At 59.1% G+C, this 24,352-nt stretch carries 33 protein-coding genes and 1 tRNA gene; 14 read left to right on the forward strand and 20 right to left on the reverse strand.

All coding sequences use genetic code 11. The annotated features are described in order from the left end of the window. The 4 genes from EOA32_RS03050 to EOA32_RS03065 all read left to right on the forward strand — a co-directional run. A partial coding sequence (locus tag EOA32_RS03050) for a type I secretion system permease/ATPase (RefSeq protein WP_145971269.1) occupies positions 1-1,645 on the forward strand: 1,645 nt, incomplete at its 5' end. Between the two features lie 13 nt (positions 1,646-1,658). Then, the gene (locus EOA32_RS03055) at positions 1,659-2,999 is read left to right on the forward strand and encodes an HlyD family type I secretion periplasmic adaptor subunit (RefSeq protein ID WP_095828785.1); all 1,341 of its coding nucleotides are present in this window, start codon (positions 1,659-1,661) and stop codon (positions 2,997-2,999) included. Positions 3,000-3,032: 33 nt separating this feature from the next. Beyond that, on the forward strand, positions 3,033-4,643 hold the full coding sequence (locus EOA32_RS03060; protein WP_128370827.1) for a GNAT family N-acetyltransferase: 1,611 nt from the start codon (positions 3,033-3,035) through the stop codon (positions 4,641-4,643). Positions 4,644-5,253: 610 nt separating this feature from the next. Continuing rightward, positions 5,254-5,330: transfer RNA gene (locus EOA32_RS03065), tRNA-Pro, on the forward strand. A 130-nt stretch (positions 5,331-5,460) separates the two neighbouring features. Here the strand turns inward: EOA32_RS03065 and EOA32_RS03070 are convergent. From EOA32_RS03070 to EOA32_RS03080, 3 genes are all read right to left on the reverse strand, one after another. Then, a complete protein-coding gene (locus tag EOA32_RS03070; protein WP_095784220.1) occupies positions 5,461-5,643 on the reverse strand; it encodes a hypothetical protein in 183 nt (60 codons plus the stop codon). 156 nt (positions 5,644-5,799) lie between these two features. Then, positions 5,800-6,129, reverse strand: coding sequence for a hypothetical protein (locus tag EOA32_RS03075; RefSeq protein WP_128370828.1), 330 nt, complete (start codon positions 6,127-6,129; stop codon positions 5,800-5,802). A 191-nt stretch (positions 6,130-6,320) separates the two neighbouring features. Next, on the reverse strand, positions 6,321-6,623 hold the full coding sequence (locus EOA32_RS03080; RefSeq protein WP_128370829.1) for a hypothetical protein: 303 nt from the start codon (positions 6,621-6,623) through the stop codon (positions 6,321-6,323). Between the two features lie 60 nt (positions 6,624-6,683). On the opposite strand from EOA32_RS03080, the gene EOA32_RS38355 reads away from it, so the two are divergent. The 7 genes from EOA32_RS38355 to EOA32_RS03115 all read left to right on the forward strand — a co-directional run bounded on the left by EOA32_RS38355 (position 6,684) and on the right by EOA32_RS03115 (position 11,200). After that, positions 6,684-6,842, forward strand: coding sequence for a DUF1778 domain-containing protein (locus EOA32_RS38355; RefSeq protein ID WP_176478053.1), 159 nt, complete (start codon positions 6,684-6,686; stop codon positions 6,840-6,842). 282 nt (positions 6,843-7,124) lie between these two features. Beyond that, positions 7,125-7,418 (forward strand): hypothetical protein, encoded by a 294-nt coding sequence (locus EOA32_RS03085; protein WP_128370830.1) that lies wholly within the window; start codon positions 7,125-7,127, stop codon positions 7,416-7,418. Positions 7,419-8,001: 583 nt separating this feature from the next. Then, positions 8,002-8,841 carry a hypothetical protein gene (locus tag EOA32_RS03095; RefSeq protein WP_128370832.1) on the forward strand — a complete coding sequence of 280 codons (840 nt, stop codon included), beginning with the start codon at positions 8,002-8,004 and terminating at the stop codon, positions 8,839-8,841. A 679-nt stretch (positions 8,842-9,520) separates the two neighbouring features. Continuing rightward, on the forward strand, positions 9,521-9,958 hold the full coding sequence (locus tag EOA32_RS03100) for a MucR family transcriptional regulator (protein ID WP_128370833.1): 438 nt from the start codon (positions 9,521-9,523) through the stop codon (positions 9,956-9,958). A gap of 117 nt (positions 9,959-10,075) precedes the next feature. Further along, the gene (locus tag EOA32_RS40740) at positions 10,076-10,210 is read left to right on the forward strand and encodes a YHYH domain-containing protein (protein ID WP_095784213.1); all 135 of its coding nucleotides are present in this window, start codon (positions 10,076-10,078) and stop codon (positions 10,208-10,210) included. A 63-nt stretch (positions 10,211-10,273) separates the two neighbouring features. Further along, positions 10,274-10,552 (forward strand): hypothetical protein, encoded by a 279-nt coding sequence (locus tag EOA32_RS03110; RefSeq protein WP_128370834.1) that lies wholly within the window; start codon positions 10,274-10,276, stop codon positions 10,550-10,552. Between the two features lie 375 nt (positions 10,553-10,927). Continuing rightward, positions 10,928-11,200, forward strand: a complete 273-nt coding sequence (locus tag EOA32_RS03115) for a hypothetical protein (protein ID WP_245499135.1) — start codon at positions 10,928-10,930, stop codon at positions 11,198-11,200. Here EOA32_RS03115 and EOA32_RS03120 read toward each other — a convergent pair. Beyond that, positions 11,197-11,343 carry a hypothetical protein gene (locus EOA32_RS03120; protein ID WP_245499136.1) on the reverse strand — a complete coding sequence of 49 codons (147 nt, stop codon included), beginning with the start codon at positions 11,341-11,343 and terminating at the stop codon, positions 11,197-11,199. The genes EOA32_RS03115 and EOA32_RS03120 overlap by 4 nt on opposite strands. Positions 11,344-11,441: 98 nt before the next feature. After that, complete coding sequence (locus EOA32_RS03125) at positions 11,442-12,332, reverse strand: RNA ligase family protein (RefSeq protein WP_245426311.1); 891 nt, start codon at positions 12,330-12,332, stop codon at positions 11,442-11,444. An 85-nt stretch (positions 12,333-12,417) separates the two neighbouring features. Here EOA32_RS03125 and EOA32_RS03130 point away from each other — a divergent pair, with 85 nt between their 5' ends. Continuing rightward, positions 12,418-12,600: a hypothetical protein gene (locus tag EOA32_RS03130; protein WP_095784209.1), complete on the forward strand. Its 183-nt coding sequence runs from the start codon at positions 12,418-12,420 to the stop codon at positions 12,598-12,600. 233 nt (positions 12,601-12,833) lie between these two features. Here EOA32_RS03130 and EOA32_RS03135 read toward each other — a convergent pair whose 3' ends face one another. The 8 genes from EOA32_RS03135 to EOA32_RS03165 form a co-directional block, all read right to left on the reverse strand. Continuing rightward, complete coding sequence (locus tag EOA32_RS03135; RefSeq protein ID WP_128370836.1) at positions 12,834-13,235, reverse strand: type II toxin-antitoxin system death-on-curing family toxin; 402 nt, start codon at positions 13,233-13,235, stop codon at positions 12,834-12,836. Beyond that, on the reverse strand, positions 13,225-13,386 hold the full coding sequence (locus EOA32_RS38360; RefSeq protein ID WP_189406868.1) for a hypothetical protein: 162 nt from the start codon (positions 13,384-13,386) through the stop codon (positions 13,225-13,227). Before EOA32_RS38360 ends, EOA32_RS03135 begins: the two co-directional genes overlap by 11 nt. Positions 13,387-13,509: 123 nt before the next feature. Then, positions 13,510-13,791 carry a hypothetical protein gene (locus EOA32_RS03140; protein WP_245426309.1) on the reverse strand — a complete coding sequence of 94 codons (282 nt, stop codon included), beginning with the start codon at positions 13,789-13,791 and terminating at the stop codon, positions 13,510-13,512. 14 nt (positions 13,792-13,805) lie between these two features. Continuing rightward, complete coding sequence (locus EOA32_RS39600; protein WP_245499137.1) at positions 13,806-13,943, reverse strand: hypothetical protein; 138 nt, start codon at positions 13,941-13,943, stop codon at positions 13,806-13,808. Positions 13,944-14,034: 91 nt separating this feature from the next. Beyond that, positions 14,035-14,412: a hypothetical protein gene (locus tag EOA32_RS03150; protein ID WP_128370838.1), complete on the reverse strand. Its 378-nt coding sequence runs from the start codon at positions 14,410-14,412 to the stop codon at positions 14,035-14,037. After that, positions 14,393-14,734 carry a hypothetical protein gene (locus tag EOA32_RS03155; RefSeq protein WP_128370839.1) on the reverse strand — a complete coding sequence of 114 codons (342 nt, stop codon included), beginning with the start codon at positions 14,732-14,734 and terminating at the stop codon, positions 14,393-14,395. The genes EOA32_RS03150 and EOA32_RS03155 overlap by 20 nt, the downstream gene beginning before the upstream one ends. 94 nt (positions 14,735-14,828) lie before the next feature. Continuing rightward, positions 14,829-15,341 carry a lysozyme gene (locus EOA32_RS03160; RefSeq protein ID WP_245499138.1) on the reverse strand — a complete coding sequence of 171 codons (513 nt, stop codon included), beginning with the start codon at positions 15,339-15,341 and terminating at the stop codon, positions 14,829-14,831. Positions 15,342-15,396: 55 nt separating this feature from the next. Then, entirely contained in the window at positions 15,397-15,687 is a 291-nt protein-coding gene (locus tag EOA32_RS03165; protein WP_189406880.1) for a hypothetical protein, read from the reverse strand. A gap of 153 nt (positions 15,688-15,840) precedes the next feature. Between EOA32_RS03165 and EOA32_RS38365 the strand changes: the two genes are divergently transcribed. Beyond that, the gene (locus EOA32_RS38365; protein ID WP_189406870.1) at positions 15,841-15,999 is read left to right on the forward strand and encodes a hypothetical protein; all 159 of its coding nucleotides are present in this window, start codon (positions 15,841-15,843) and stop codon (positions 15,997-15,999) included. Here EOA32_RS38365 and EOA32_RS03170 read toward each other — a convergent pair. From EOA32_RS03170 to EOA32_RS03195, 6 genes are all read right to left on the reverse strand, one after another. After that, positions 15,996-16,235: a hypothetical protein gene (locus tag EOA32_RS03170; RefSeq protein WP_128370841.1), complete on the reverse strand. Its 240-nt coding sequence runs from the start codon at positions 16,233-16,235 to the stop codon at positions 15,996-15,998. The two genes, EOA32_RS38365 and EOA32_RS03170, sit on opposite strands and share 4 nt — an antisense overlap. An 11-nt stretch (positions 16,236-16,246) precedes the next feature. Next, a complete protein-coding gene (locus EOA32_RS39605; protein WP_245499139.1) occupies positions 16,247-18,034 on the reverse strand; it encodes a hypothetical protein in 1,788 nt (595 codons plus the stop codon). Positions 18,035-18,073: 39 nt separating this feature from the next. Further along, positions 18,074-19,699 carry a hypothetical protein gene (locus tag EOA32_RS03180; RefSeq protein ID WP_128370842.1) on the reverse strand — a complete coding sequence of 542 codons (1,626 nt, stop codon included), beginning with the start codon at positions 19,697-19,699 and terminating at the stop codon, positions 18,074-18,076. Next, entirely contained in the window at positions 19,699-22,185 is a 2,487-nt protein-coding gene (locus EOA32_RS03185) for a hypothetical protein (protein ID WP_128370843.1), read from the reverse strand. The genes EOA32_RS03180 and EOA32_RS03185 overlap by 1 nt, the downstream gene beginning before the upstream one ends. 225 nt (positions 22,186-22,410) lie before the next feature. Continuing rightward, positions 22,411-22,830 carry a hypothetical protein gene (locus EOA32_RS03190; RefSeq protein ID WP_128370844.1) on the reverse strand — a complete coding sequence of 140 codons (420 nt, stop codon included), beginning with the start codon at positions 22,828-22,830 and terminating at the stop codon, positions 22,411-22,413. A gap of 23 nt (positions 22,831-22,853) precedes the next feature. Next, positions 22,854-23,420, reverse strand: coding sequence for a DUF2163 domain-containing protein (locus EOA32_RS03195; protein WP_128370845.1), 567 nt, complete (start codon positions 23,418-23,420; stop codon positions 22,854-22,856). Positions 23,421-23,453: 33 nt separating this feature from the next. Here EOA32_RS03195 and EOA32_RS03200 point away from each other — a divergent pair, with 33 nt between their 5' ends. Beyond that, positions 23,454-23,738, forward strand: a complete 285-nt coding sequence (locus EOA32_RS03200) for a hypothetical protein (RefSeq protein ID WP_128370846.1) — start codon at positions 23,454-23,456, stop codon at positions 23,736-23,738. A gap of 41 nt (positions 23,739-23,779) precedes the next feature. Here the strand turns inward: EOA32_RS03200 and EOA32_RS03205 are convergent, their stop codons facing one another. Further along, positions 23,780-24,220, reverse strand: a complete 441-nt coding sequence (locus EOA32_RS03205) for a hypothetical protein (RefSeq protein ID WP_128370847.1) — start codon at positions 24,218-24,220, stop codon at positions 23,780-23,782. Positions 24,221-24,352: the final 132 nt, after the last annotated feature.

Here is a 24,352-nt window from a genome sequence, read left to right on the forward strand (position 1 = left end):
GTTCACGGTCGCCTGCAACATACTGGTCCTGGCGATCCCGATCTATCTGTTCCAGATCTCGGATCGCGTTCTCACCAGCCGTTCCCCCGACACGCTGGTGATGCTGACGGTGGTCATCGTCGGCGCGGTGATGCTGCAGGCTATGTTCGATGCGCTTCGCCGCTTCATCCTGATGCGCACGGCCGTCGAGATGGCGGCCCAATTGGGTGCGCCGATCCTCAGCGCGGCGGCCAGAGCCTCGCTTCACAGCAACGGCAAGGAGTACCAGGTCCTGGGCGACCTGCAGCAACTGAGGACCTTCCTGACCTCCGGCACGTTGCTGTCGTTCCTCGATGCGCCGATGGCTCCATTGATGGTGCTGGTGGTGTTTCTGATCCACCCGCATCAGGGCTTCATCGTCATGACCTCGGCGGTGCTGCTGTTGATCATCACGCTTCTCAACCAGCGCGCGACGGCCGCGACCTTCGGCGAGGCGAACGCGCACCAGAGCAAGGCCAACATCCATCTCGATTCGATGTCGCGCAACTCGCAGATCATCAACGCGCTCGCCATGATCCCCGAGGCCGTGAAGATCTGGGGCAAGGACACCGCAAACTCGCTCAGGGCGCAGGTGATCGCACAAGACCGCAACATCGTCTTTGCCTCCATGTCGAAGGCCGTTCGGCTGCTGACCCAGGTGACGATGCTTGGCTGGGGCGCTCATTTGGCGATCGAAGGGCATCTCACCGGCGGCATGGTCATCGCCGCATCGATCATCGCCGGCCGGGCGCTCGGCCCGATCGAAGGCGCCATCGAGGGCTGGAACCACGTCGTGCATGCCCGCGCCGCCTATGGCCGGATCGCATCGCTGCTGCAATCGTCGCCGCTCAATTTCGAGCGGTTGAACCTGCCGCGTCCCGAGGGCCGTCTCGACGTCGAACGGCTCCTGTTCGTGCCCCAGGGAACGAAGCGGGTTGTGCTGAACGGCATTTCGTTCGCGCTCTCGCCGGGCGATTCGCTGGCCATCATCGGCAATTCGGGCGCCGGCAAGACGACCTTGGGCAAGATGCTGGTCGGGTCGATCCTGCCGACGTCAGGCAACGTACGGCTGGATCTGATGGATCTTCGCAACTGGGATCCACGCCAGTTCGGCGAGAATATCGGCTATCTGCCCCAGGATGTTCAGCTGTTCCCGGCGTCGATCAAGGCCAACATCGCCCGTATGCGTGACGATGCGACCGACGCCGAGATCTACCAAGCGGCGGCGCTGGCCGACGTTCATGAGATGATCTCCACCTTGCCCCACGGCTACGAGACCTTCGTCGCCGCCGACGGAGCGCCGCTTTCAGGCGGGCAGAAGCAGCGCGTCGCGCTTGCGCGCGCCTTCTTCGGCAATCCCCGCCTGGTGGTGCTCGATGAGCCGAATTCGAATCTGGATTCGGCCGGAGACGCGGCACTGGAACGAGCCCTCCAGCACGCCAAGGAAAACAAGATCACGGTGATCACCATCACCCAGCGGCCATCGCTGCTGAAGAGCGTCGACAAGATACTGCTGCTTGTTAACGGCACCGTCGCCCTGTTCGGCATGCGACAGGAAGTGCTGCAGGCCCTTGCAAACCGGGGCTTGAGCATCGAAGGCGGCTCGTTCGGCCATCAGATCCAGTAGCGGGGCCGCAAAGATGACGACCGACATCGCAAAAGTTCACGACATAGAGTGGTATTCCGAGGTGCCGCGCTCGATCTGGAAGCAGACCGCATTTGGCGCGCTGTTGATCACGGTGGCCTTCGGCGGCTTCGGCACCTGGGCTTTCACGGCGCCGCTCGCGTCCGCCATCATCGCCCAGGGCAGCTTTGTCGCAACCGGGCAAAACAAGATCGTCCAGCATCTCGAAGGCGGCATCATCAAGGAAATCCTGGTCAATGAAGGCGACCATGTCAGCCTCGACCAGCCGTTGATAAAGCTCGACGAGACCGCCGCGCAGACCAACGAACGGCAATTGTTCCTGCGCAAGGCGCGGCTCGAAGCGATCGCGGCCCGCCTCAATGCCGAGGTGCAGGGCAGCGGCAAGATCCGATTTCCCGCGATCATCCTCGACAACCGGTTCGATCCGGAGGTCTCCCCGATCATGGAAAGCCAGCAGGCCAACTTCGAGGCCGCGGAACGAAAGCGCGACAGCGACATAGCGCTGTTCGACCAGAACAAGAAGGCCATGGAATTCCGCAACGAAGGCATCGAGGAGCAGATCTCGTCGGTGCGCCGGCAACTGCAATTCCTGAAGGAGGAATATCAGGGCAAGCAAAGGCTCCTCGAGCAGGGCCTGATCCGCGGCACCGAGGTAAAGGCGATCCAGCGCGCGATGGCCGACGCCGATGGCCAGATCGGCAAGATGGTGGCGGAAGTCGCCGAGAACCGCGAACAGATCGTCAGGTTCGAGCAGCAGATCACGCAGACCAAGGATACCTATCGCCAGGCGGCGCTCCAGGAACTGCAAAGCCTGGAGGCCGAACTGGACGCCGTGCGAGAAAAGTCGCGCGAGGCGGAGAACGTGCTTCGCCGCGTAACCATCAAGGCTCCCGAGCCCGGCACGATCATACGCATGTACTATCACACCGCCGGCGGCGTCATCGAGAGCGGCAAGGCGATCCTCGAGATCCTGCCCTCGGATGTGCCTCTCGTCATCGAGGCCCAGGTGCCCCGCACCGACATCGACAACATCAAGGTCGGGCAGCAAGCCTCGATCCGGCTGATCGCGCTCAATCGCCGCACGACGCCGGTTCTGGAGGGCGAAGTCTACTATGTCTCGGCAGATGCGTTGCCGGAGATGAGCGGCCCCACGCCCAAGGAAGTCTATCTGGCGCGCGTGCGCGTGCCGGCAAGCGAACTGGCAAAGGTGCATGGTTTTACGCCGACCCCGGGGATGCCCGCCGAGATCCTCGTCGCGACGGAGTCGCGCACATTCTTCAGCTACCTGACGAAGCCGATCGCCGACAGCATGGCGAGAGCCTTCATGGAACAGTGAGACCTACGAACAGGCAATGATTTCGGGGGAACCATGCAGATCGACGTCATCACGAAACGGGAGGAGCTGAACCGGCTCAAGGAGAACTGGGATGATCTCTACCAAAAGGATCCCGAAGCGCAGTTCTTCCTCTCCTGGACGTTCCTGTCGTCCTATATGCGACGCTATGAAGACGCCTGGTCGGTCCTGGCGGCGCGCTCGGGGCCGCCAGGATCTTCCTATGTCGCCCTATTGCCTCTGCGACTGCGCACCAGGCTGAACAAGAAGACCGGTATCTGCCACAACGAGATCAACATGGCCGGCAACTACGCGGCCGACTATGCCGGTATCCTGTGCGCACCGGGCTTTGCCGAGCGCGCGATCCCGGCTCTTGCCAGGCATCTTCTGAAGATGAACTGGGCCAAGCTGCATCTCGAAAATCTGCGCATGTCGGAGAAGCGACGGCGCCTGCTCATCGACAACCTTGCCGACAAGCGGCTGACGGCCCACAAGATGCCGCGCGTCAACAAAACCGACAATGTCGACAATTGCATCTGCCCGGCCGCCGCACTGCCAGGCGATTGGGACAGCTATCTCGAACAAAAGACCAGCTCGAACACGCGCCAGAAGATCAGACGCTTCCTGCGCAAGCTCGATGGATCCGGCGAGTTCCGCATCACCCATGCAGACGCCTCCACGATAGATCGCGACATCGGCATCATCCTCGAAATGTGGCGGATCAAATGGGCGCCGCGGAAGGGCAACCTCCTGCCTGGCCTAGTCAGGTCCAACCGGATCCTGTTCAAGGACGCCTTCGAAAGCGGAACGCTGTTCCTGCCGATCCTGTGGCAGGGCGACAAGCCGCTCGGGGGCCTGGCATTCCTGGTCGACCGGGTCAAAAAAACGATGCTGTTCCATCTCGCGGGACGCGACGAGACCGCGAACGACATCCCGTCTGGACTCGTGCTGCATGGCTATTGCATTCGTCATGCGATCGAACAGGGCTTCCGCAGCTACGACTTCCTGCGCGGCAACGAGCCTTACAAGTACTCCTACGGCGTGGAGGAGACCACCATCCATTGCGTCCTGGTCAAGACCAGGACCGGTCGCAATCTCGGCGACCGGATCGACGAGAGGTCCGTGGGGAGCGTGCTGGAGCAGGCGACCAAATTCCACGAAGCAGGCAACCATGCCATCGCCGAAAATGGCTACCGCCAGATCTTGGAGGTCAACCCTCGCCATCCGCGCACGCTTTACGGATTGGGCCAGCTGCTGGCCGCCAAAGGCGACCACTGGTCGGCGGCCGATACTTTCGGATCGCTCGTGGAGATCGCACCGAAATCGGTCAAGGCTTGGTCAAGGCTTGCCGTCGAACTTCAGCTGCTCAGCCGGCACGCGGACGCCGCCGACGCCTTCCGCAAATTGCTTGAGCTCAATCCAGACCTGTCGGGGGCGCGATATGGTCTTGGCCGCAGCCTCGCGCAGCTTAGCCAGGTGGATGAGGCCACCAGGGTGCTGAGCGCCGTCGAGGACAAAGCCGACCCAATGCTTCGCGCCAAAATCCGTCTACAGCTGCGAAAGCTGAAGTCGGACGTAAGTCCGTGCTACATAAAACTGGAGCCGGCAAACGCAGGCGTCTCCAGACTGGAGCGGATGGACGCCTAGCCATAGCGACGCAACCCGGAGATTCGCTTCTGGTGCGTGCACATGCTGCTATCGGATTTGAACTAAAGGGTTGGATCTGATCGGTGTTGGGGGCGAACGGCGCGAGTCTATCCAGGTCCGCCGTTCCGATGAACGACGTCGCTGGCCCTCGGAACGAGCAGCAGGAAGAGACGACAAATTTCGCGCCACACAATCAAGCTGCGTTTGCTATTCTTGCGTATCTTCGCGCGCACGCGAAAACGGAAAAATCGACTCTAGCGTTCCTTGCGTCCTAACCTGCTGTTTGTCTGTGGCTTTCAGTCAGCATCCTCCGGCCTCTACCGTCCCTTGCGCATCGAAGCTCGACGGCGGGCGCGGTCGATAGAGATGTTGCTGGGCGCGCATCCGTACGCCGCCGCGTATCTGCGCCTGCCCATCGCCCGCAGCCGGCATCGAGACTTATTACATTTTTGACCTTCGGCTCGAAAGCAGGAGGGGGGAACGACTGGGCAACACCGTGGGACTTTCCGTGGGACTTTGCGTGCCGAACTCTGCCAATGTACGCCGTTCGTTCCGCTCTTCCATTTTGGGGCTTGCTCAAAATGGTTCGGAACCCTATGGGGATGCCGTTCGGAGTGTAGCGCAGCCTGGTAGCGCACCTGATTTGGGATCAGGGGGTCGCGTGTTCGAATCACGCCACTCCGACCATTAAAATCAAATACTTAGCGACTGCAGAAAATGTAGCCACGCATTTTGTAACCACCATGCAGCCACCACATATAAAGTCGCCGCTGCTGAATGGGTGAGGATCTTCGCTGTTCGTCGGGCTTGCCCCAGGTCAAAAAGCCATGCGCGTTTTGCGGATTACCTTGACCAGGTCGATATCACCGTCCTGCAGAGCGCGGGATATGGCTTTCGCGTTCACCTCTTTCGAGCCGTTCACCTCGATAATGTAGTAGCGCTCAACCGCCACTCGCAGATCTTCTTTCGTACGAGCAGAAATTTTGACGTCGTATATCATGGCTCCATCCTTTTCCTGCGAGCAGCGGAAGCTGTTGGGTCGGGCCCGCCGAATCGCACCGTAGGACGCGCCTGCCGAAAAAAGTCTTCGCGCACGAAAAAGCCCGCCTCCCTTTCGGAAAGCGGGCCTCGCGCGGCAACCGGTCGGTTACGGTGGTCAGTTTCTTGCTTCTTCGATGATTGCCCGAATGAAATCATCGGCATTGGCAAAATGCCGGTGAAAGCCGACCTGCTTCAGAAGTTCGGACTCAACTTCCACCACGCGGTGGGCGACATCGCTATTCCCGAGCGATTCATATTCAGCCACCAATTCGGGGTCGACGTCGCCAGCGTTGAACTGAGCCGCCAGGCTGTCCAATTGAGCGGCCGCCTCCAGGTTTCTTGCTGCGTCGTCGGGATACTCAGATGCCTTCTGCCGGCGCCAGTCAGCAGACCCTTCGAACGATTCAGCCCAAACCGACAGATCAACTGCGTTAAAACTAGTCATATTCTCACTCCTCAATGCGCAAAGCGCGAGTTGATGCCAGCCACACCATTGCAGCAGACACAATCAGTCGTCCCCGCCTTCGCGGGCATACGTTTTAAGCTGAAGTCTCGCTCAAATGGGCTGGCCCGAAGGCTGCGCGTGCGAGACATGGCCAAGCCAGGCACCGATCCAAGGACCAGCGCAGGACTTTATTAGGACCGCTCTACCAAATTAATGTCAAGCCAGTCTGGCCGATCGCCAGCGAGCCCGCAAATGTACAACTCGTCAGCATCCAGTTCCGCCGGCTCCAAATCCTCCTCGGCAACTATCGCGAATGAGCCGTTGTCGTCATAGACATTCTCGACCTGCCAAAATCCTGCCGCATACGCCGGAGCCAGGACAAATGCTTTCCATCCGTCGCCGTACTGGACGGTCTGGCCAGGGGTGAGTGATGTGCGTTGGGCTGCGTTAAACATGTTGGCGACTCCTCGTTGCGCTTCGATGTTGAACGTCATATAACGATGTTCAACAACCGTCAACAACAATGTTTAACATCGTTCAACAGGAGAGCAAGAATGGTCCGCGCAACGAGCATCGGGATCCGGTTATCTGAAGAGGTCAAGGCGGCGCTCGACAAGGCAGCCAGGGCGGACCGCCGCACTATCTCTGCGTACGTCGAGCTTCTCATCGTTGCTGACCTTGAGGCTAAGGGTCTCTTGCCCAAGGCTGATTAAAATGAAGGCGCGCCCTTATTATCAAGTTCGGGGCGCGCCTGACTGCTGAAGCGTCAGCAGTCGGTCCTCTCGAAAACCAGTCAGCCCGATCCCGGCCGACTGCTGAACAGCCTAGTGGTTCTGCCCGGATCCAGCAACCTTTTTCGGTAGCTAATTCGCCTCACAAAATTGGTAAATTGGTAAGAGATTCAATGGCTTGACCGCGCATCGTATCTTGACCGCTTATCGTATAACGTGCCATTCCCTTCCGTTATGGGTGGGTTAGAAGACAAAATTTTCACAGTGGACGAAGCTGCCGAATACCTGCGCTGGACAAGGCGCGGGCTAATCAAGGTCGCAAAACGACATGGCCTGTGCATGGTTCGCGGACGGGAAGTGACGTTCACCAAGAGCCACATATTGGGCATCATCGAGGCACTGCAGCCCGCGCCGAACAAGCCGCTTGCTTTGACAGTGCGCGGACACATCGATCGTCAGCCATCCGGTTCGGCTTCCCCTAAGATTCGCAAGCTGTTCCTCCAGCGGTCCAACAAGCCATGGGCAAAACGGCTCCTTAAAGAGGAGTTTGGCGAGTGACCGGCCGGCCCGACTGCCCCGATTGCCAGGGCGCCGGCGTTGTCTTCGTTTGCTCTGAATGGAGGCGCTCTGGCGGCGAGTGCTGCCCAGATGGCGCGGTCCGGATCGGCTGTCCTGGCGAGACCAAGAAATGTGACGAGTGCGACCACAAGGCACTTGCAGAACCGCAGCCCAAATAGGAATATAATCCGCAGATGGGGCGATCACCACGTTGGAGGCGATCGCATGGTACGACGCAGTAAACCGAAGGCTTTAGCCCAGCCCGATCTGGCTGCATTCTTAGCCGCCGCAGAGGCGCTCCATAATAGCATCGTCGGCCCGCGGATTTCGCCTCAGTGCGATCACTACAGATCGATGCAGGACTTACACGAAGTGCTGCTTAAGACCGTAAAGGACGTCACCGGCAAAGATGCCGCGTTCATTCGGTGGTTTGGGGCGGGATCGAAGTGAGGCGAGCCGCCTTACCAGCAGGAAGAGATCTCGAGACGACGCTGGCGCAAGCGCACCATGTCGCGTAGGAGGCTGCGGCACGCCCAGCGAGTGGCTTGGCATCCCGGTGGGTTACTTCGTGGGAGGGGATATCATGCTTAAGGGCGAATTCCATGCGGTAGTCCATTGCCCGAGTTGCCGCTCGCGCACCGATGTCTGGCTCTACGACGTCCCGGAGCAAGACGAGGTGTCCGGTGAGACAACAACGCAGGACATAATCGAGGAGTGCGAGTTCTGCGGCTGCGAAATGGATTTAGTGATTGCAGCTTACGGAGGGGGATGGACAGCGTTCCTAGCGGAGGATCCCGATGCAGCGTTCGAAATTGAACGTCTAGACTCTGGCTACGATGGTTGGCTCGAAGAATTGCAGCCCGAGCCACATCCGAGCGCCATCTTCTATCAGGCGATGCACGACTGGACGGGGCTCTTGTACTCAATGGGCGACAGGAGATCAGGAGCAGCGGCTGTTAACAGGATGCTGCTTATTCAGCTCTTTTCCATTGTGGAAGCATATTTGTCAGATGCCATCATCAAGCTCGCTTTCGACGATCCTAATGTGACCCAAGCCATTGTGAGATGGCATCCGGATCTGAAAGACGAGCGCGTCTCTCTTCAAAAGGTGGCGTCGGAACCGAATTTGGTTCGTGACATGCTCGTCAGCCAACTTCGCGTGAAAACTCAATTCCACAGGTTTGAGTTTCTTCACGGTATGCTTCGCGCGGCTATTGGGCACCACCTGTTGCCTGGCGACAAAGCCGAGCGGGATCTGATACTACAATCGGTGCACTATCGACATTACTGCGTGCACAGAAACGGTCGTGACACGGATGGCAATATCTTGACTGTCCTGACGCTCGCATATCTGGATGAGTTGGCGGCCCGCTTCAGAGCTCTTGTGGGCCACCTCGCGACAGCAATCAGCGACAGGAGGTAGCTGCCACCGGCCAACCGTAAACACCCGCCTTCTCCATCAGCTATGCAAGACTTCATAGCCCCGGCTATATAAGTTTCCGCTCCATGAACTCGTCAGAACGGGCAGAGAACGAGGGCGAAGGTTCAGGTAGCCCACTGGCTTCATTCGATAAGGAAAAGCCCGCCGCCTCGGGGGAGAACGACGGGCTTTTTGCTTAAGGGAGCGGCAGGGGGACAGGCCGCTCGGAGCATATAACTCCCGTCTGACTATTTAGTTCCTACTGAATTTCGCGTTGTGCCGCAGTGCCGGACATAGCGCCGATGACCGCCATCCGGTCTTATCGCATGATTTCTCCTTTTGCCAACGAGGCGCAGAGCGCGGCAGCGCGAAGCCGTTTCTCTGTATCGGTGAGAGGCAACGTTGGGGCGATTGACACTGGCGGATCTGGCGGCGCTGGGACGCTTAGAACGACTTCATTGGGATGCCGCGCTTGGCTTGGGCCTCGACCATTTCGTCTCTTGCGCTGGCGCTCTGACAAACTATGCCTCCATAGTCACAGCAACTTCCATTCTGCTTCTGTTGCGGATAACGATTGATTCTCAAACGGATTTAACGGATCAACGCTAAACGCGTGGTGCATATCCAACAGTTCGGGAAGTTGTAACCGCCAAACTGCGTATAAGCTACTAGGAGCTCATAAATGACAGAAGAAACAGATGCCCAAAACGTCGATCTAGTCGGCCTGACCGCCGACATCGTTTCGGCCTATGTGGGCAACAATCCCCTCCCCGTCTCCGGATTGCCTGAACTTATCTCATCCATCCATACATCGCTGTCCGGCGTTGGCCAGGCAACCGCAGTCGCGCAACCGAAGCAGGAGCCGGCCGTCAATCCGAGGCGTTCGGTGTTTCCCGACTACATCATCTGCCTCGAGGACGGCAAAAAGTTCAAATCCATGAAGCGGCATCTCGACCTGCACTATGGCCTGACGCCCGACGAGTATCGCGAGAAGTGGGGCTTGAAGCCGGATTACCCAATGGTCGCGCCGAACTATGCCGCTCAGCGGTCGACGCTTGCAAAGGCTGCAGGGCTTGGGCGTAACGCTCCTAAGAAGTCACCAGCGAAGTCAAAACGGTAACCCATCTGCCCGGAGCTTGTGCAAAAGGGTTGCAACTCCTTCACTATAAGCCGCTGCGGGTCTTGCATCCGGGCCGCAACAATGATTTGGTCGCGCGAGATTACTTGGGAGGGCAATATGAAAGCAGCAATTCTGGCCGCTTTGACGTCGGTGGCGATTTTTCTGTCGATCAATGCTTACGCGCACAGCGGCGGCACAGATTCGAACGGGTGCCACACGAACCATCAGACCGGTGAATACCATTGCCACTAGGCTAGCAGCCAACCTTAGTCGCTGGTCGGTTGCGAGGCACGCAAGCAACCTAGGTACTTGCGAATGAAAACTCGCGCGTTGCTGCCTGTGGCCGTTGCGGTTGCGACAGTAGCAGTGTTTATCACACCTTCCTTTGCTCAGCAAACCTTCGGAGGGAATGACTGCACTGTCGATTGTTCTGGTCACAAGGCCGGCTACGATTGGGCCGAGAAAAACCAAATTTCAGACGGAAGCGATTGCAGTTCCAACAGTCGGTCCTTCAACGAGGGATGCCAAACGTACCTCGATGATGCGAACCGCGGTTCTGACGAGGACGATGATGGCAACGAAATCGAGGACTAGGCCGGCGCGAGTGCCCGTTAATCCGTCACTCATCCCGCCAGTTCACCCACCTCTCCCCAACGGATCTGCACCAGGCGCCGAAACCGAGCACTGTGTGGAAGGCAACGGATGATCCGACCGCCAACGAGGTGAACTAGGCCCGCCAAGATGCAGCGGCGGGCCTAGCTATCCGGTTCGCTTCTCAAGTCGGTGACACCATCGCCGCAAACCGAACTATATCCCCGGCATCTAAGCAGCTCATTGGCAGACGCATCAACAAAAATTCATAGGCATTGGCCGTCATCCGCGTAAGCAACCTGTGTAATCGCGCAGGTTGCGGCACCGGCTTTGATCGGGCAACCTCAGGGTGCACGCAACTGAGGATCAGGTTTAGCTATGGCCGGGAAAAAGAAGATTATGAATCCGAGCGACGTTCCTGACTTTGTCGACGCTGTGATCGAAGCCGGTTGCGATATCTGCGCTATCGATGATTTTGGTTACGTCATGGTGGACATTCGTCCGAGGCGGCGGAGAGAGGTCGACCGGGTATGCGAAGAATTCGGCGAGAGGCGACATCTGAAGTTCGCGATCATTGCCTACCTTCGCTCAATCGGCCGTTTTGTCGATCTCGATTCGACGGCCGAACACTGGTCGGAGAATTTCCACTAGGCCGCCAAGCCGCCCTCGCGGTTCTGCATCGCCTGGAGAATCACCTCGAACAGGCTGCCGACTTCCTGGCTGATTTCGTCGGGATCGATGCCCTCGGCCTCCGCAGCGTTCATCGCTTCGTCGACTAGGTAGACGATGGCCATAGGATCATCAGTAATTGCGTTTGGCAGATGCTCTGCCATCCACCGGTCTAGGAAATTGATCCCACGCGTGCTCATGGCGAGAGAATCCGGGGGTGGCTTTAGGTTCCTTCATCTCGGAAAGCCTGCACGGTCGCATGGCGCAACTTGTGCTCACCGCGGAGAAACTTGACCCGCGCCTTGATACCGGGCTTGACCCACTCCACCTTGGCGCCGTCGAAAGCCACCGGCACTGGGCGCTGCGGCTTGACCGCCCTGCTCCGCTCTACACGGCGCCACAGACGCTCCTGCGCTTGCCGCGTGAGCGATATCGCAGCCGCACCGGCATACTTGCCCTCGCGAGCCATTAGCGCCGCCGTAGGCTTGCCCGGCTCGCGTTTGATGCCGAGGATCTCGAAGTCTCCAACCTCCCAGCATTTTGTCTTCACCCACGCGTCGGACTTGCCGCCGCGGTACGGGCTGCTGGCGCGCTTGGACACCATGCCCTCGAGCCCCATCTTGTCGATCGCCTGGTAGAACTCGGCGCCACCACCAACGACATGCTCGCTGTATTGAATGAGGCCGTCCGCCGGCTTCACCAGATCCCAGAGTATTGCCTTTCGATCCATCGCTGGCCGTGCGCGCAAGTCCTCACCGTCCAGGTGCAGGATATCGAAAGCCACGAACGCGAGCAGTTCGGCGTTCCACGTCAGTCGTGAGTGCAGCGCGTGGAAGTTCGGCCGGCCATCAGGTTCGGGCGCAATCATCTCGCCATCGAGGATAAATGACTTAGCAGGAAGCTTCTCCGCCGCCGCGACAACCGGCCAGTAGCGCTTTGACCAATCTATGCCCGTTCGGGTGAATGCACGGGCGCCAGCCCAATCGAGGATCACCTGCGTGCGGAAGCCGTCATATTTGATCTCGTGCAGCCACTCGTCGCTGACGGGAGGCGTCTCGACCTGGACCGGCTCGAGCTGACGAATGAACTTCAGCCGCTCAGTGGTGTTAGGCATGCACACACTCCAAAACCGGGATTCAAGCTGCCACGAGGATATCGGTTCCGGAGCATTTTAGCGGAAATTGCATGGAAGAGAGGTCATGACGAAGCTTTCCGACCTCGGGCCGCCCATAACCGGTAAACGCCACGGCGGACAACCTCCGTCGCCCAGAGACCATTTCTACAAATGCAGGAGGTGCGGCCAGCTGGTCGATCGCCAGGATCTCCGGCAGGTCATCTGGCATGAGCAGCCGGAGCACGAGCCGCTTGAAATGGATGCTTGAAACAAAAAAAGACCCGCTGCCGAAGCAGCGGGCCGTGGTGAACGGGGTTAGTCGTTCACCTGTCTAGGCAACGCTCGGAACATGGTCGACAGCGCCTGACTGAGACCTTAACCGGACCGATAGAGTTTTAACGATTGCCGCTGTGCCTGTGGAAATTCAGCCCAACAAAAAACCCGCCAACCTTTCGGATGGCGGGTCGTGTTGTGTGCGGTGCGTTCGGTGAACGGCGGAGGCTAATCCTCTAGTGGCACCACAAACTCGGCAAACTTTGCCTCAAAGTCGCCGGCTGTGACCCCTCCGGTTATGACCTTCTTGAAGTCGATGGCGATCTGAACGTCGTCAACGGCGGCATAGTCGAAGCCGTTTTCGTAAAGAAAAGCCAGACCGGACGTGAAGCCGGTACGCTTGTTTCCCTGCTCGAAAGCGTGAGCCTCAGCGATGCCAAACATAAGGGAAACCGAGAGCGTCACGATGTCATATACACCCTCATAGTAAAACCGGTTTTGAGGCCGAATAATTGCGGACTCGAGCTTTTCGGGGAACAGGAGAGCGTGATTCTCCCCTGTCTCCTCAACGTGCGCACGATTTATGTCTAGGACAGCCTGGTAACCAAGCCAGCGCGGCTCATTTGGCAAGTTCGGCGATTACCTTAGGAAAGCGCTTGATCACACGGCCCGTAAAAGCGGCGTAGTCTATCGGGCCAGAGCGCGGACGAGCAGCCAACACGGCGCGGGAATCCTTGCGCTTTGGATCCGGCCTTTTCGTGATGATCTTACCAGTACGCATCTTCGCGATCCTGTCCCCGTCGCCCGATATAGCGCGCATCCCTACCCGTTTCAACGTTTTCGTGAAACTACCCGTAGAGCAGTGAATTTGGCCCTAATGGGCATTTTTGAGGACGTATCCTCCCTACCCTGCCCGCCTCACCGGCCGCTCGAATGCGCGGTCGAGCCGTTCGTGCAATCCGTCGATGCGGCTGCCGACGCTTTCAATGGCGCGAAGCAGTTGCGCCGTCTGCTCCTGCATGCCGGCCTTCGTTGCGAATGTTTCTGCAGCGTGAAGTTTGTGCGCGGCCAGGTCGCGCTGCGCCTTATCGCCCTTCTCGCCCGCTTCCTTGATCAATCCCCACATTCTCCAGAATGCGCCAAAGATGAAACCAATCACGGTAATGCCAAAGGCGACCGCTGCCATGATTTGCTCAGCGGTCATTGGCCCACCTTCACGCCGACGATCGCGGCGTCGCGCTCTTGGTAGAAGTCGCGCAAGGCCTTCTTGCTGCGACCGCACTCAATGAGCGCCTTGCGGTCCGAAATCCAGAGCCGCTCCACCGTGACCTGCGTCAACACGCCATCCGGCGCCAGGCGCACTGGACGGAGGCATGCCGCTACCAACTTGCTGTCGGGCTGCGCCAGGACAGGAGGCGGCACAGTCACCTTAATGGACTGAGTCGATGCGCAGCCGGCTGCTGTCAGACAAAGCAGGCCGATCGCGATCAGGGTCAGCGTCCGCTTCATCTGATAGTCCCTTAATACGCTGTTCTAGTGCGGCGTTGTCTGCCGTGAGTTGCTCGAGGTGCTTGGCCTCGATGGCTTTGGCCATTGCGTTGGCCTGCGCCTGGCGGCTGATTTCCGATGCAGTCGCCTTGGCGATCTCCGCTTCCCGGTGCTCGTACTTGGCGGACCACGCGCAGGCCGCAGAGGCGTAGCCGGCATGGTAGGTGTAGCCAAAAGCGCCGACGATCACCGCGGCGACTAGTCCGTAGACGATAAGGCGCGCGTATCCGCCGGTGAGTTTATCCAAGATGGCGATCACGGTTGCGAATCCCCAATGCTTGTGCTGAGTTGCGCCGGCGCAACTTCGGGTGCAAATGTTCGACAAGGCCGAAATCGAGATTCCTTGCCCGAAATGCCGTCACAAGACGAGCAAGACTATCGCTTGGATAAAGGCCCACAGCGATTTCGTTTGTGCCGGGTGCGGAGTGACAATCGCATTTGAGAAGAAAAAGCTCCTCGCCGGCCTCAATGAAGTCGACAAGAGCCTCGCCAAATTCAGGAAAACGCTTAGCGGCCTCGGCAAGCGACGATAGGAAGATCGTCGCCGCCTCACCGTCAAAGGTGAACGTCACTTTGCTCATAGAAGCCACCATGCCGCAACGAGTAGGCCGCCGATGACACAAATCTCGGCGGCGTATTCCTCGATGATTGCGGTCCAGAGTTCATTCCAGCCCATCATTTGAGCCCCGAGACACAGAGCTCGGCCTCCCCAATTCGCTGAGCGTCGCCGTTCTCCCGGCGCTTCACCAAACCGGGCAGCACACGGCCACCCGCCTTGTTGAATGCGGTCTGGGCAAGACAGGCATCGTGATAGCGGCGGTCGCCAACGCGATCGGCCGTGGTCGAATCGATCTGGCGCTGGACACCGTAGTTGTAGGCGCCTGAGATCATCGACGCCTGAAGCGACACGGGCGCACCGATGTAGCCTGGCACGCCGTCGACCAGCGGGAGGTAATAGTCGAAGATCACGCGCTCTATGAGCTTGGCCTCGCACTCGGCCGGCGTGAACTTCATGCCCTTCTTAACGCCAAGCGTCTCTCCGTAGCAGACCGTCCACACGGGCTTCTTCGGCAGGGTGTCGAGATAGGCTTTGGTTCGCAGGCCCTCCCACGGCATGATCAGTTGCTCGACGGCAAGCTTGACCGCGGGTGGAACGTAGCCCTTGTCGATCGCCGCGCGGATTTCCATCGCCGGCGTGGCAACGGTTCGGTGGATGGCAGTAGGCGCAGGCGGTGGCTGATGGCTATAGCCCCATCCAGCTGCGGACGCGGCGACAAGCGCGGCGGCAATAGCCTTCCTCGCCCGCCCGGTCGGCAGGATCTTGTTTATCGGCATCAGTGGTGACCTTGTCTGGCTGCCAAATGAGGCGTGCCGTCCAAGCGGAGCCGAGCAGAAGCAGCGTTAGCCACCACGGCAGGAAGTCAGCGATAGACGGGACGACGTTGATGATGAAGTTGGATACAAATGCAAGCTCGATGAGCCGCATCGACCAGGCGCGCGCGAGCACGCGGCGCCAATCGGGTAAAAGGCGCATTGGAATGTTCTTTTAATTTCAGGCGATGTTTTTCTGAGGCATGCGGCGGTTCCGACTCGCATTCCCAAATGACTTGACCTCCCCGCGGCGGTCAGGTTGATTGCGAGGATCGGATGGGGGGATCACAGAAGGCCCAGTTGAGGAGAAAGCCCGTTGCCAAAACCCAACTGGAAACGCCTGCTCGATGACGAAATGATCGAGGAGTTGAGGCACGCATTCAACCTGGAGACGCGGGCGGAGGTCGAGGCGCTAATCGAGAAAATCGCCATGGACCTTGAGCAGTTTGCGGCGGATCGGGTCGGCAGGCATTAGGGGCCGCCGCCCTGTTCGGAGACGACAAACTTCCCGATTGCTTCTCCGATCGCATCTCGGTGCGCCGTTGCTTCCATTAGTTGTGTCTGAAAGCTGGCGATGTTGTCATTGATTTGATCGACAGCGGCCTGCGCCGCCGTAAGTTGATCAGCATAATAGGAGGTGATGCTGGCGATTTCGGCCTCTGTCGCACCACATGCGGCCAGAGCGGCAAGGATTTCCTGTTTCAACTGCATTTAGCTTCCTCTTAGTTGGCGGCCATGATGACCCAATTAGCACCGTCCGACCGGAGAATTGCCCACTTGCCGGTCGTTGCCGCAAGAATGGCCGTGCCGGCTGTGTTGGTTCCGATCGGCTTCACATTTGACGACGCGCTGTTCACCGCCTGCGCTACGATTGTCTTGACCGTCAGCCATCGGCCTGGATAAGCGGCGGCGGCCGGCAAGGTCAAAGTGATCGCGCCCGCCCCGTTGCAAATCACAGAGTCATCGAGAGCGGCGACGGTGTAGCTCGTCGTCACAATGGATGGTGGCAAAGTGGCGAACGGGCCGGAAACGGTGAACTTGGTGCCGACAACACCGGTGCTGCCGAAATCACCCACACCGACATTGCCGCCGTTCGGACAGAACACGGTGCCGAAGTTCGACGCATAGTCAGACGCAAGACATGGCTGCGACCACATCATGCCGTTGAAGTAGAACCCGAATCGCCATTGGACGCCACCATTGCCGGCGGTCAGGAACTGATTGGCATCGGTAGTGCCGGATGCGGCGGGCGCTCCGCCAGCGACGCCGGTCGTGACCAGGTTCGGTGGCGTGCTGTGACTAGTGCTGAAGCCGCCTGTAAAGGCCGACGTTCCCGAGTACGTGTTGTTCCCATTCAACAGGCCGAAGACCGAACCGCTTGTGCCACCGATCAGTGCTCTAACCTGCGCTGCGGTCAAATCCTCCGGATCGCCCGTGCCTGCTGTTGACCGCCCCTTGATGGTGGCATTGGCCATGTTCGCCAGCTTGGCATTGGTGACGCTGTCGTCGGCCAAGGAAATGGTCATCTGGCTGAAGTTGATGGCCGTGGTTCCGAGCGTGCCGCCGACATTGGAGGTGCAATACCAGAAGGATTCGGCAAGCGTCGTGCCCTCCTGCACCACGATCAGGGCGCCGGGATGCTCATTATAGGTATCGTATTCGCTCGATCGGGCAGGCGTGACGCCGACGCCATAGATGCCGTTTTCAGCCGGAGCGGTCTGGCTCTTCACCAGCACCAGGTCGCCGGTCGCGAGCACAACACCGTCGATCGTGTCACCACTGTTGAGCGCTGTCGCAATGGCGATGTTTGCCGTGGTCGCGGCCCGGACTGTGCCGCGACGGCCCACATTGGCAGCCGCTGTCGCGATTGATGAACTTAGAGCATCGAGAGCGTCCTTGACCTTTGAGCCAGAAACAGAACTGTCATTGCTGACCTCGCTGGCCAGCGCCGAGGCCCATGCGGAATCGCCATCGGCGCCGCTCGACTTGCGTAGGAACTGCGCAGCCGTGCCGCCTGCTGGGAGGCCGTAGCCTCCGTCACCCACGCCGGCAACGCCCCTTGTAGCAAACGGCCCGATCCACGCCGAACCAGACCAGCGGTAGAACTCGAAGTCGGAACCAAGCTCGGCATGCAGGAACAGGAAGCCCTTATCGCCAACAGCAAGCGTAAGTGCGTCGCGCTCCGTAAGCGTACCGCTTGCATCTGGCGTAATGCCCACCAGCGAAAGCTTGACCAGAACTTGCGACAGGCGATCGTTCAGGTTGACTATGTCCGCCGCTTCAGAATTCTCCCGCGCGATCGCATAAACGGCACCGCTGGCTGTCGTGCCGGGCCATGCGTACGCCAGCGTCAGGGACGTGTCACTCCCAACCGAGAGTATCGGCACGGACACGCCAGCGCTCGAGAAAATACCTCCGCTGATAAGCGCGACAGCCCACGCGGTGCCGCTGCCCGTAACCACAGCGTTGCCATTCGTCACGGAGACCGTGCCGGTGTTGTAGATGGTCATGGATTATCCTTGGGATGCTGCGTGCCCGCGGGATGGGCGTTAAAGGCTGCTGGGAATGCCGATGATGTAGTAGCGGAGGCCGAGGGCGGTCGACTGATGGTTTGAGCCGTCCCAATATTGATTGTAGGTCGTGCCGCCGGCGTTGTTTGCCGTCTGCGGGTTGCCGCCAGCCATGTAGAAGTCGACGGCACTCTCGTCCGAGTGAACCATCGCCCACGTGCTATCGGCGCTGCATCGGCCCGTCCAGCCGGAGGCATCTGTGAAGACTTTGTGATACCCCCACCGGCAGGCGGTAGGCGTCGTGCGGGTGTCAAACACGACCCCCTGCTTGACGAACAGCTTGAGCTTGGGCGACGGATTGGTGACGTTGACGGTCGCCATCCTCTCGCCTTTAAATTGGTTCGGCGACGTCACGACCGTCGGGAAATCACTCGTCCAGCTAAGGAAGCCTTGCGCCAGAATTGGCACGTAGGCGAGGCGCGTATCGACGATGATGTCGTTCAGGTTGGGTGCCGGGTCTGAAGATCCAGGCCGCTTGATCTGGACGAAGTCCCGCGTGCCGTCGTTACCTTTGTACAGCACCTTTTTGCCGCCGGTCGTTGGCGCCTGCTCGCTGTCGGCGAATATGATGTAGCGAATCGTAACCGCCGTCGCCTTCAGGTTGGTGATGGTGATTCTCTGATTGGCGACATCGACCAGATAGGTGAACTGCAGCGACTTGTCGGAGGCGATGCTGTCGAAGTACGGCGGATTCCAGAACTCTGTGTCGGTCTGGCGGCGGATCATAAAATCCATGTAGGTGAATGCCGTAATCGGCAGCGGACAGGCAATATTCGCCGTGCCGGATGCGGCAACGTTTACGTCGCCCGCCGCCATGATTTTGGCCGGGATCTTGTCCTCATGGAAAATGTAGTGGTCCAGGTTGGCGTCTGTTACGTCCCTCCCCGGCAGAGCCAATCGCGCCGTTGTCGGATTGAGCAGGAGAACCTGCTGTCCGCTGGACGGCGCGCCTGAATAATCAGGCATGGCGTCGTCGCGCGCCGGGAGTTGGAAGACGGAGGTCAGGTACCTAGACGTCGTATTCGGGCTGGATGACTTGACTTGCTGAGTGTAAGCCTCGCGTGTTCCGCTCGATCCATACAGATTGCTGTCGATGTGGGCGGCAGTCAGGCTGCGCTGCCCTGAGAAGCTCTCCACATAACCATTGGAAGTGGCAAAGGCCGAGTAATTGATGATCGGGCCGGTATATGTGTTTGCTGCCAACGCCGGATCGATAATGCGCCATTCCATGATGGGCATGTAGCCGAACGGGAACCATTCCTTGTAAACGTACTTGGTTTGCGTCCCTGTCCCAGACGTCAGCCAGATTATCAGCGCCTTTGATGTGGTGCCGATGTTGGTGGCAGTGTATGGGCTTTCCCAATCACCTTGCCCGGTGAAAAACCAATAGTTGGTATTCCATCCGCCACCCGACGCATAACGGCTGTCGTAGCTCCCCTTTTCGCCGATGTCGTAGACATAGCTGAGCTTTGTGCCGTTGAGACTGTCGAACTTGAACTTGCCGACATTCGAGGCCGACTCGTTCACTAGGTCTGTCGCATTGTCGAAGGCAATGCGGAGGGCGGGAACGCCCCCCGCCGTAAGGCCAAAGCCAAGATTCGGCATTACGCCACCGCGATCTGAATAAAGCTGTTGTTAAGGTCGACCTTCATTGTCCCGGCTGGGTTCTGCAGCAGACCCGCCGTCACTGTGCCGATGTTGGCGACGAGCAGCTTAAGTGCGCCCGACTCAAACGTCAGAGGCGTGCCATTGTTTGTGCCGTCCGTGACCACAAACTTGCTCGCGTTGATGATGAAGTTGGAGAACGGCGCCGCCGGGTTGCCGCCGGTAAAGCCCGCTTCAACGACCCATCCCGCCGACACCCACGCGTCAGACACCGACGCCCGAACCTCCGCCACCATGCGAGACACCACGTCCCCCGTGCCGGCCTCGGCGCGTAGCTGAAACAGACCATCAGCGGACACATTGTCGACCGACGCCTCAACCGCCGTGACCGAACTGGCGATGGCCGTCAATTCACCGTCGATTTCGGTTATGGTCGCCTCAAGCTCAGTGAACGCCGCCGCATTGGCTCGAGCATTGCGAACCGCAACGGCATTGTCCTGCGCCTGCCTACTGGCTGCATCGACAGCTGAGGCCGCCACCTGCGCAACCTTGTCGCGGATATCCTGCAGGCCCGCCGAAAGGCTGGCCAGGAAGTCCCTGACGTCCTGCTGCGTCTGCGCCAGGCCCACTGATACGTCGAACACATCCTCCGGCGTCGATACACTTGACCACGCCGTAAAGAACGTCGCTCGCGGTGGCGTCGTTATGATCCTGTGGCGGTACTCATATGTCTTGCTGGGCAGAACGCCTTCCGAGACAGTAAGCACCTGCACGGGAGTTTCGGCGCGCTTCACGAGGCTGTCGCGATAAGCACTATGGATGCCCGACTGCGTGCCGCTCGTGGCAATCGCAACGCCACCAGGCGTCAACGAAACGGTGAACGTGCCGCTGGTTAGGACCGTCTTCACGTAGAGCGGACTGTCGGCGGTAAGCCCGATCGGCAGGCTTCCTGTGGTCGCTAGATAGAGCAGATCGTTGGCAACCAGACCGTGGCTCGGCCATGTGATGACCGCCGGATTCGCGATGCTGACTGTGACGCCCGCCGCTTCCGGTCTGTATTCGACGTCGACAGCCGTAACGGTCACATCATCGAATGCATCCCAAAAGAAGCGGATGCCGGTCTTGCGCTCGGTCGAGCCATCCACTTTCAACTGTATGCCAACGGCGCCGAAGTCGGCCGCGGACACCGCATAGTCAGGATCGCCGGGCGAGCTCGCATCGATAGGAACGGTCACATAGTCCGTGCCGTCGAATATGCCTTCGCCAACCTCCTGCAGCGTCAGATAGATGTTCCGCGTAGCCTTCTCGCCGAATGGCCCAAGGCGCTTCTCGGTTATCTGGAATGTGCGCGTGCCGAATGCAGCCGAATCCCACTCAATCCATCGACCGACCTGCGCGTCCGCAAGAAACCGCGGATGGATGCAGATTTCGCCGTTGGCCTGGTAGCGGCTGGCCTTGAACTGGATATCGGCAAGCCGGTCCGCAACCTCGGAGCGGTTGACCGCGTCATACGGTATCGAGACCGCAAGTCGTTCGCCGTCCTCGGCCAGCGCAACGGAATCGATGCGCACCGCAAACGGCGTCTGTTCATAAAAATTGTCTGGCTCGAAATAGGTGCCGGACAGCGTGTTGATGAGCTCCGACTTTGAGCGCTTGACCGAGAACCGGAAAGGCTCGTCGACCATGATGTCATCGTCGGTGAACGTCAGAACAGTCGACTGCGCGGCGCCAACGATCGGATATTCGCCGGTAGCGTCCTCAACCCACGTCGAAGCGCACGACTCGAGCAATGGCTGCATGTTCTGGTCGTGCGTTACGCCAGATCCTGCCGCCGGAATAAGGCCGGCCGTGTAGCGCTTGCCGGTGCCAACGATTTCGTCGCAAATGTTGGCCGCAACAGTCCACTGCGCAATCGGCAGACGTGACGCCGAAACGCCCTTGCCCACCATCATCTCAGTGCCGTTGAAGACGCCGTGCTCGAGCGCGTAGGCCATCAGCACAGGATTTTCAGTGAACTCCCATGTCGTCTGGTCATTCCAACGATGTGAGCCGCTGCCGCCGACAGTGCTATCTTTGCGCCAGTCATAGAGTGGCGCGCCCTCAATCTCAAAGAAGGCCGGCCACGGCTGCTGAAGATGCTCGCGATTGAGCTCCTGCGTTACGATGGCGTACGCAATGCCCGCGCCACGGTGATTTGTCGCCCAGCGGCCGGCGGGATTTGACTGAGCAATCAGACCGGCGTCGGCCGTCTGCGTCATCGTGCCCTTGTAGAGCTTGACCCAAATCTTCGAGTCGATGTCCTGAATCTGGAAGCCTTTTGTGGCGTCCTCTGTGCCGCCAAGCGTCTTCCATTCGCCCTTGTAGCGAACGCGCGCTATGCCGTTAATCAGGAAGTTGGAGAGGATATAGACGTCTTGGACCTTGCGATTGCCGGATCCATAGGCGTTCCGGTAGACGAGGTGGCCAGCCGTGCCGACCTTACCCATGATGACAGAGCGCGCCAGGTCCTCGCCATAAGCGGTATCAAGTTGCGACGTCTGCGCCTGCTGTTTCGGCTGCGTAAGCTGGCCAATGAGGTACTTAGCGGCGAGGCCAAGGCCGAAGCGCGCAAGGCCGGCAAGAATGGTCGAGCCGCCGAGCCAGGACGCAACGCCACTCAGCCCGACCGCCCCAAGGACGGTCGAGAAAATCGGGACTAGAAATCCCATTCGCTACCCCACTTTGAAGGCTGACTTGATCTCGGTTTGGGGCAGGAACGACAGGCCGCGTTCGTCCTTCACGGCAAAGCCGCGATCGCAGATAAAGCCGCAGGAAAGAACGCCATCGCGCCGCACAACACCTGCGTCGCCGCGCTGCGCCATAAGAGGCGAGATGGGCGGGAACAGGCTTGCAAGCGCCGCCTCGACATCCGCCAAGCCGCGCCTACGCAGGATCTTGGTTGCGCCTGCCGCCGTGCTGTATTTGCCGCCTCGGATATCCTCTGCCGGGTCGAAGCCGGTTACAGCAACGACGGCATCCATGACGGTAAGCAAGCAGTCAGAGACGCCCCATTCGCCTGGCGTGCTTCTATGTTGATTGACCACGCGCGCAAGGCGCCGGTCCCAATCGGACAACCGGGTTAGGGTAAGCATATCGATGTCCTGCTGGCGTGAGCCTAATCGAAGCTGATGTCGAAGCTCTCGTGCTTCACCTTGCTGGCGTACTGGAAGAACATGTCGCCAGCCGACACCAGCTGCTGATCCTCGTGGCTTGCCGTGCGGTAGCCATCTCGGTGGTTTGCGATGGCGCCGGAGCGGACGTTGGCAATCAGCTTAGTTTCGCCGCTATCGCGCGAGTGATCGACGGTGTCGATATACCCATAAGCACCCGGCTCGGCATGCAGGAACGACCGGTCATCGGGATCGAAGTAAAAGTCGTAGACCGTAACCGGCGCATCCTTGTAGCCCTCGCTTTCGATAAGCAGGAGCTTGTCAGGCGTTAGGCCGGAATCGCGTTGCGCGACAAGCTCAGCCGTAAACGTCGACGCTGCAGTGCCGAGGCCATAAACCGGTTCCGAAATGGTGATCAGCGAGTTAGGCCAATAGGTTAGCCCGTCGACAACGATGTCGCCCTTACCGTTCCAAAAACCGTAAGTGCCGGTCGTGCAAGCGATCTTGATGCCGGAGCGGATAATTGCCCGCCCCTCGTCAAGTACTTGCTGAAGGCGTGTGGGAAATGCCATGGAGTGCTCCGCCAGCCAGGCCAGGAGTATTTATTGGTGGAATACACAGAACGCGATCGGGCAGACGACATCGCCGCAAACCTCGCTCTGCTTGAGCTGTTGCGGATTGTCATAGGCGAAATCTGCTATTCCGCAGATCCAGTTGAGTTTCGGCGTCGTGCGAGGGTCATTGAAGAAGCGGCAGTGAGCCGACTATCCGGTCGAACGAATTTTCATCAGGCCAATGCAGCGACGGAAACTTATATAAAGGAAGCAGCCTGCGCGCAGGTGACCAAGATCATGGCATCCATCAGACACCCCCAAGACACCAGCAACTGACGTTCCGAGGTTCGCATCCAAAATCGACAGCCTATTCGCGCTCACTTAGGAATCTCCACCAAGGTGAAACTGGCCGACGGGAATATCTCGTCATCGATAGAGAACGAGCCTGGTAGCACGCGCATGTTGGCGATCGGGTTCTTGAACCGGATGACTGCAGTCGCGGCGATGTAGACTGGCACGGTCGGTTCAACCGTAATCGTGATGCTATTCGATGCCGCAACGCCGCCACCCTGCACGCGGAATAGCGCGTTGTATTCGCTAGATGTCGCCGAAATCAGATCGCCAGGACCAAGCGTCAAGCCGTTGTCAACGCTGTTGATGACCAGCGAATTGCCGGTGATCGAAACAAGATTGCCGTTGTTGGATAGCGCTGCGTTGGACGCGTCGCCCCAATACGCTTTCGGCACGCACATATGCTTGGGCGTGTAGAGCACGGTTTGCAGCCCGCCGCGGCTCTGATCCTTGAACGCCTCGACCAAAAGGCGCTGTTCAGGCCGCAGCGGAACTGTGCGCATGGCGATTTGCCAATAGGCATCCGCGTATTCGACAAACGACATTGCGCGCGTACCGGAGCGGGAGACGGACACCGATTCCACAAGCTGCGGATACGC

The organism is Mesorhizobium sp. M1A.F.Ca.ET.072.01.1.1 (assembly GCF_004023325.1).
Lineage (GTDB): Bacteria > Pseudomonadota > Alphaproteobacteria > Rhizobiales > Rhizobiaceae > Mesorhizobium.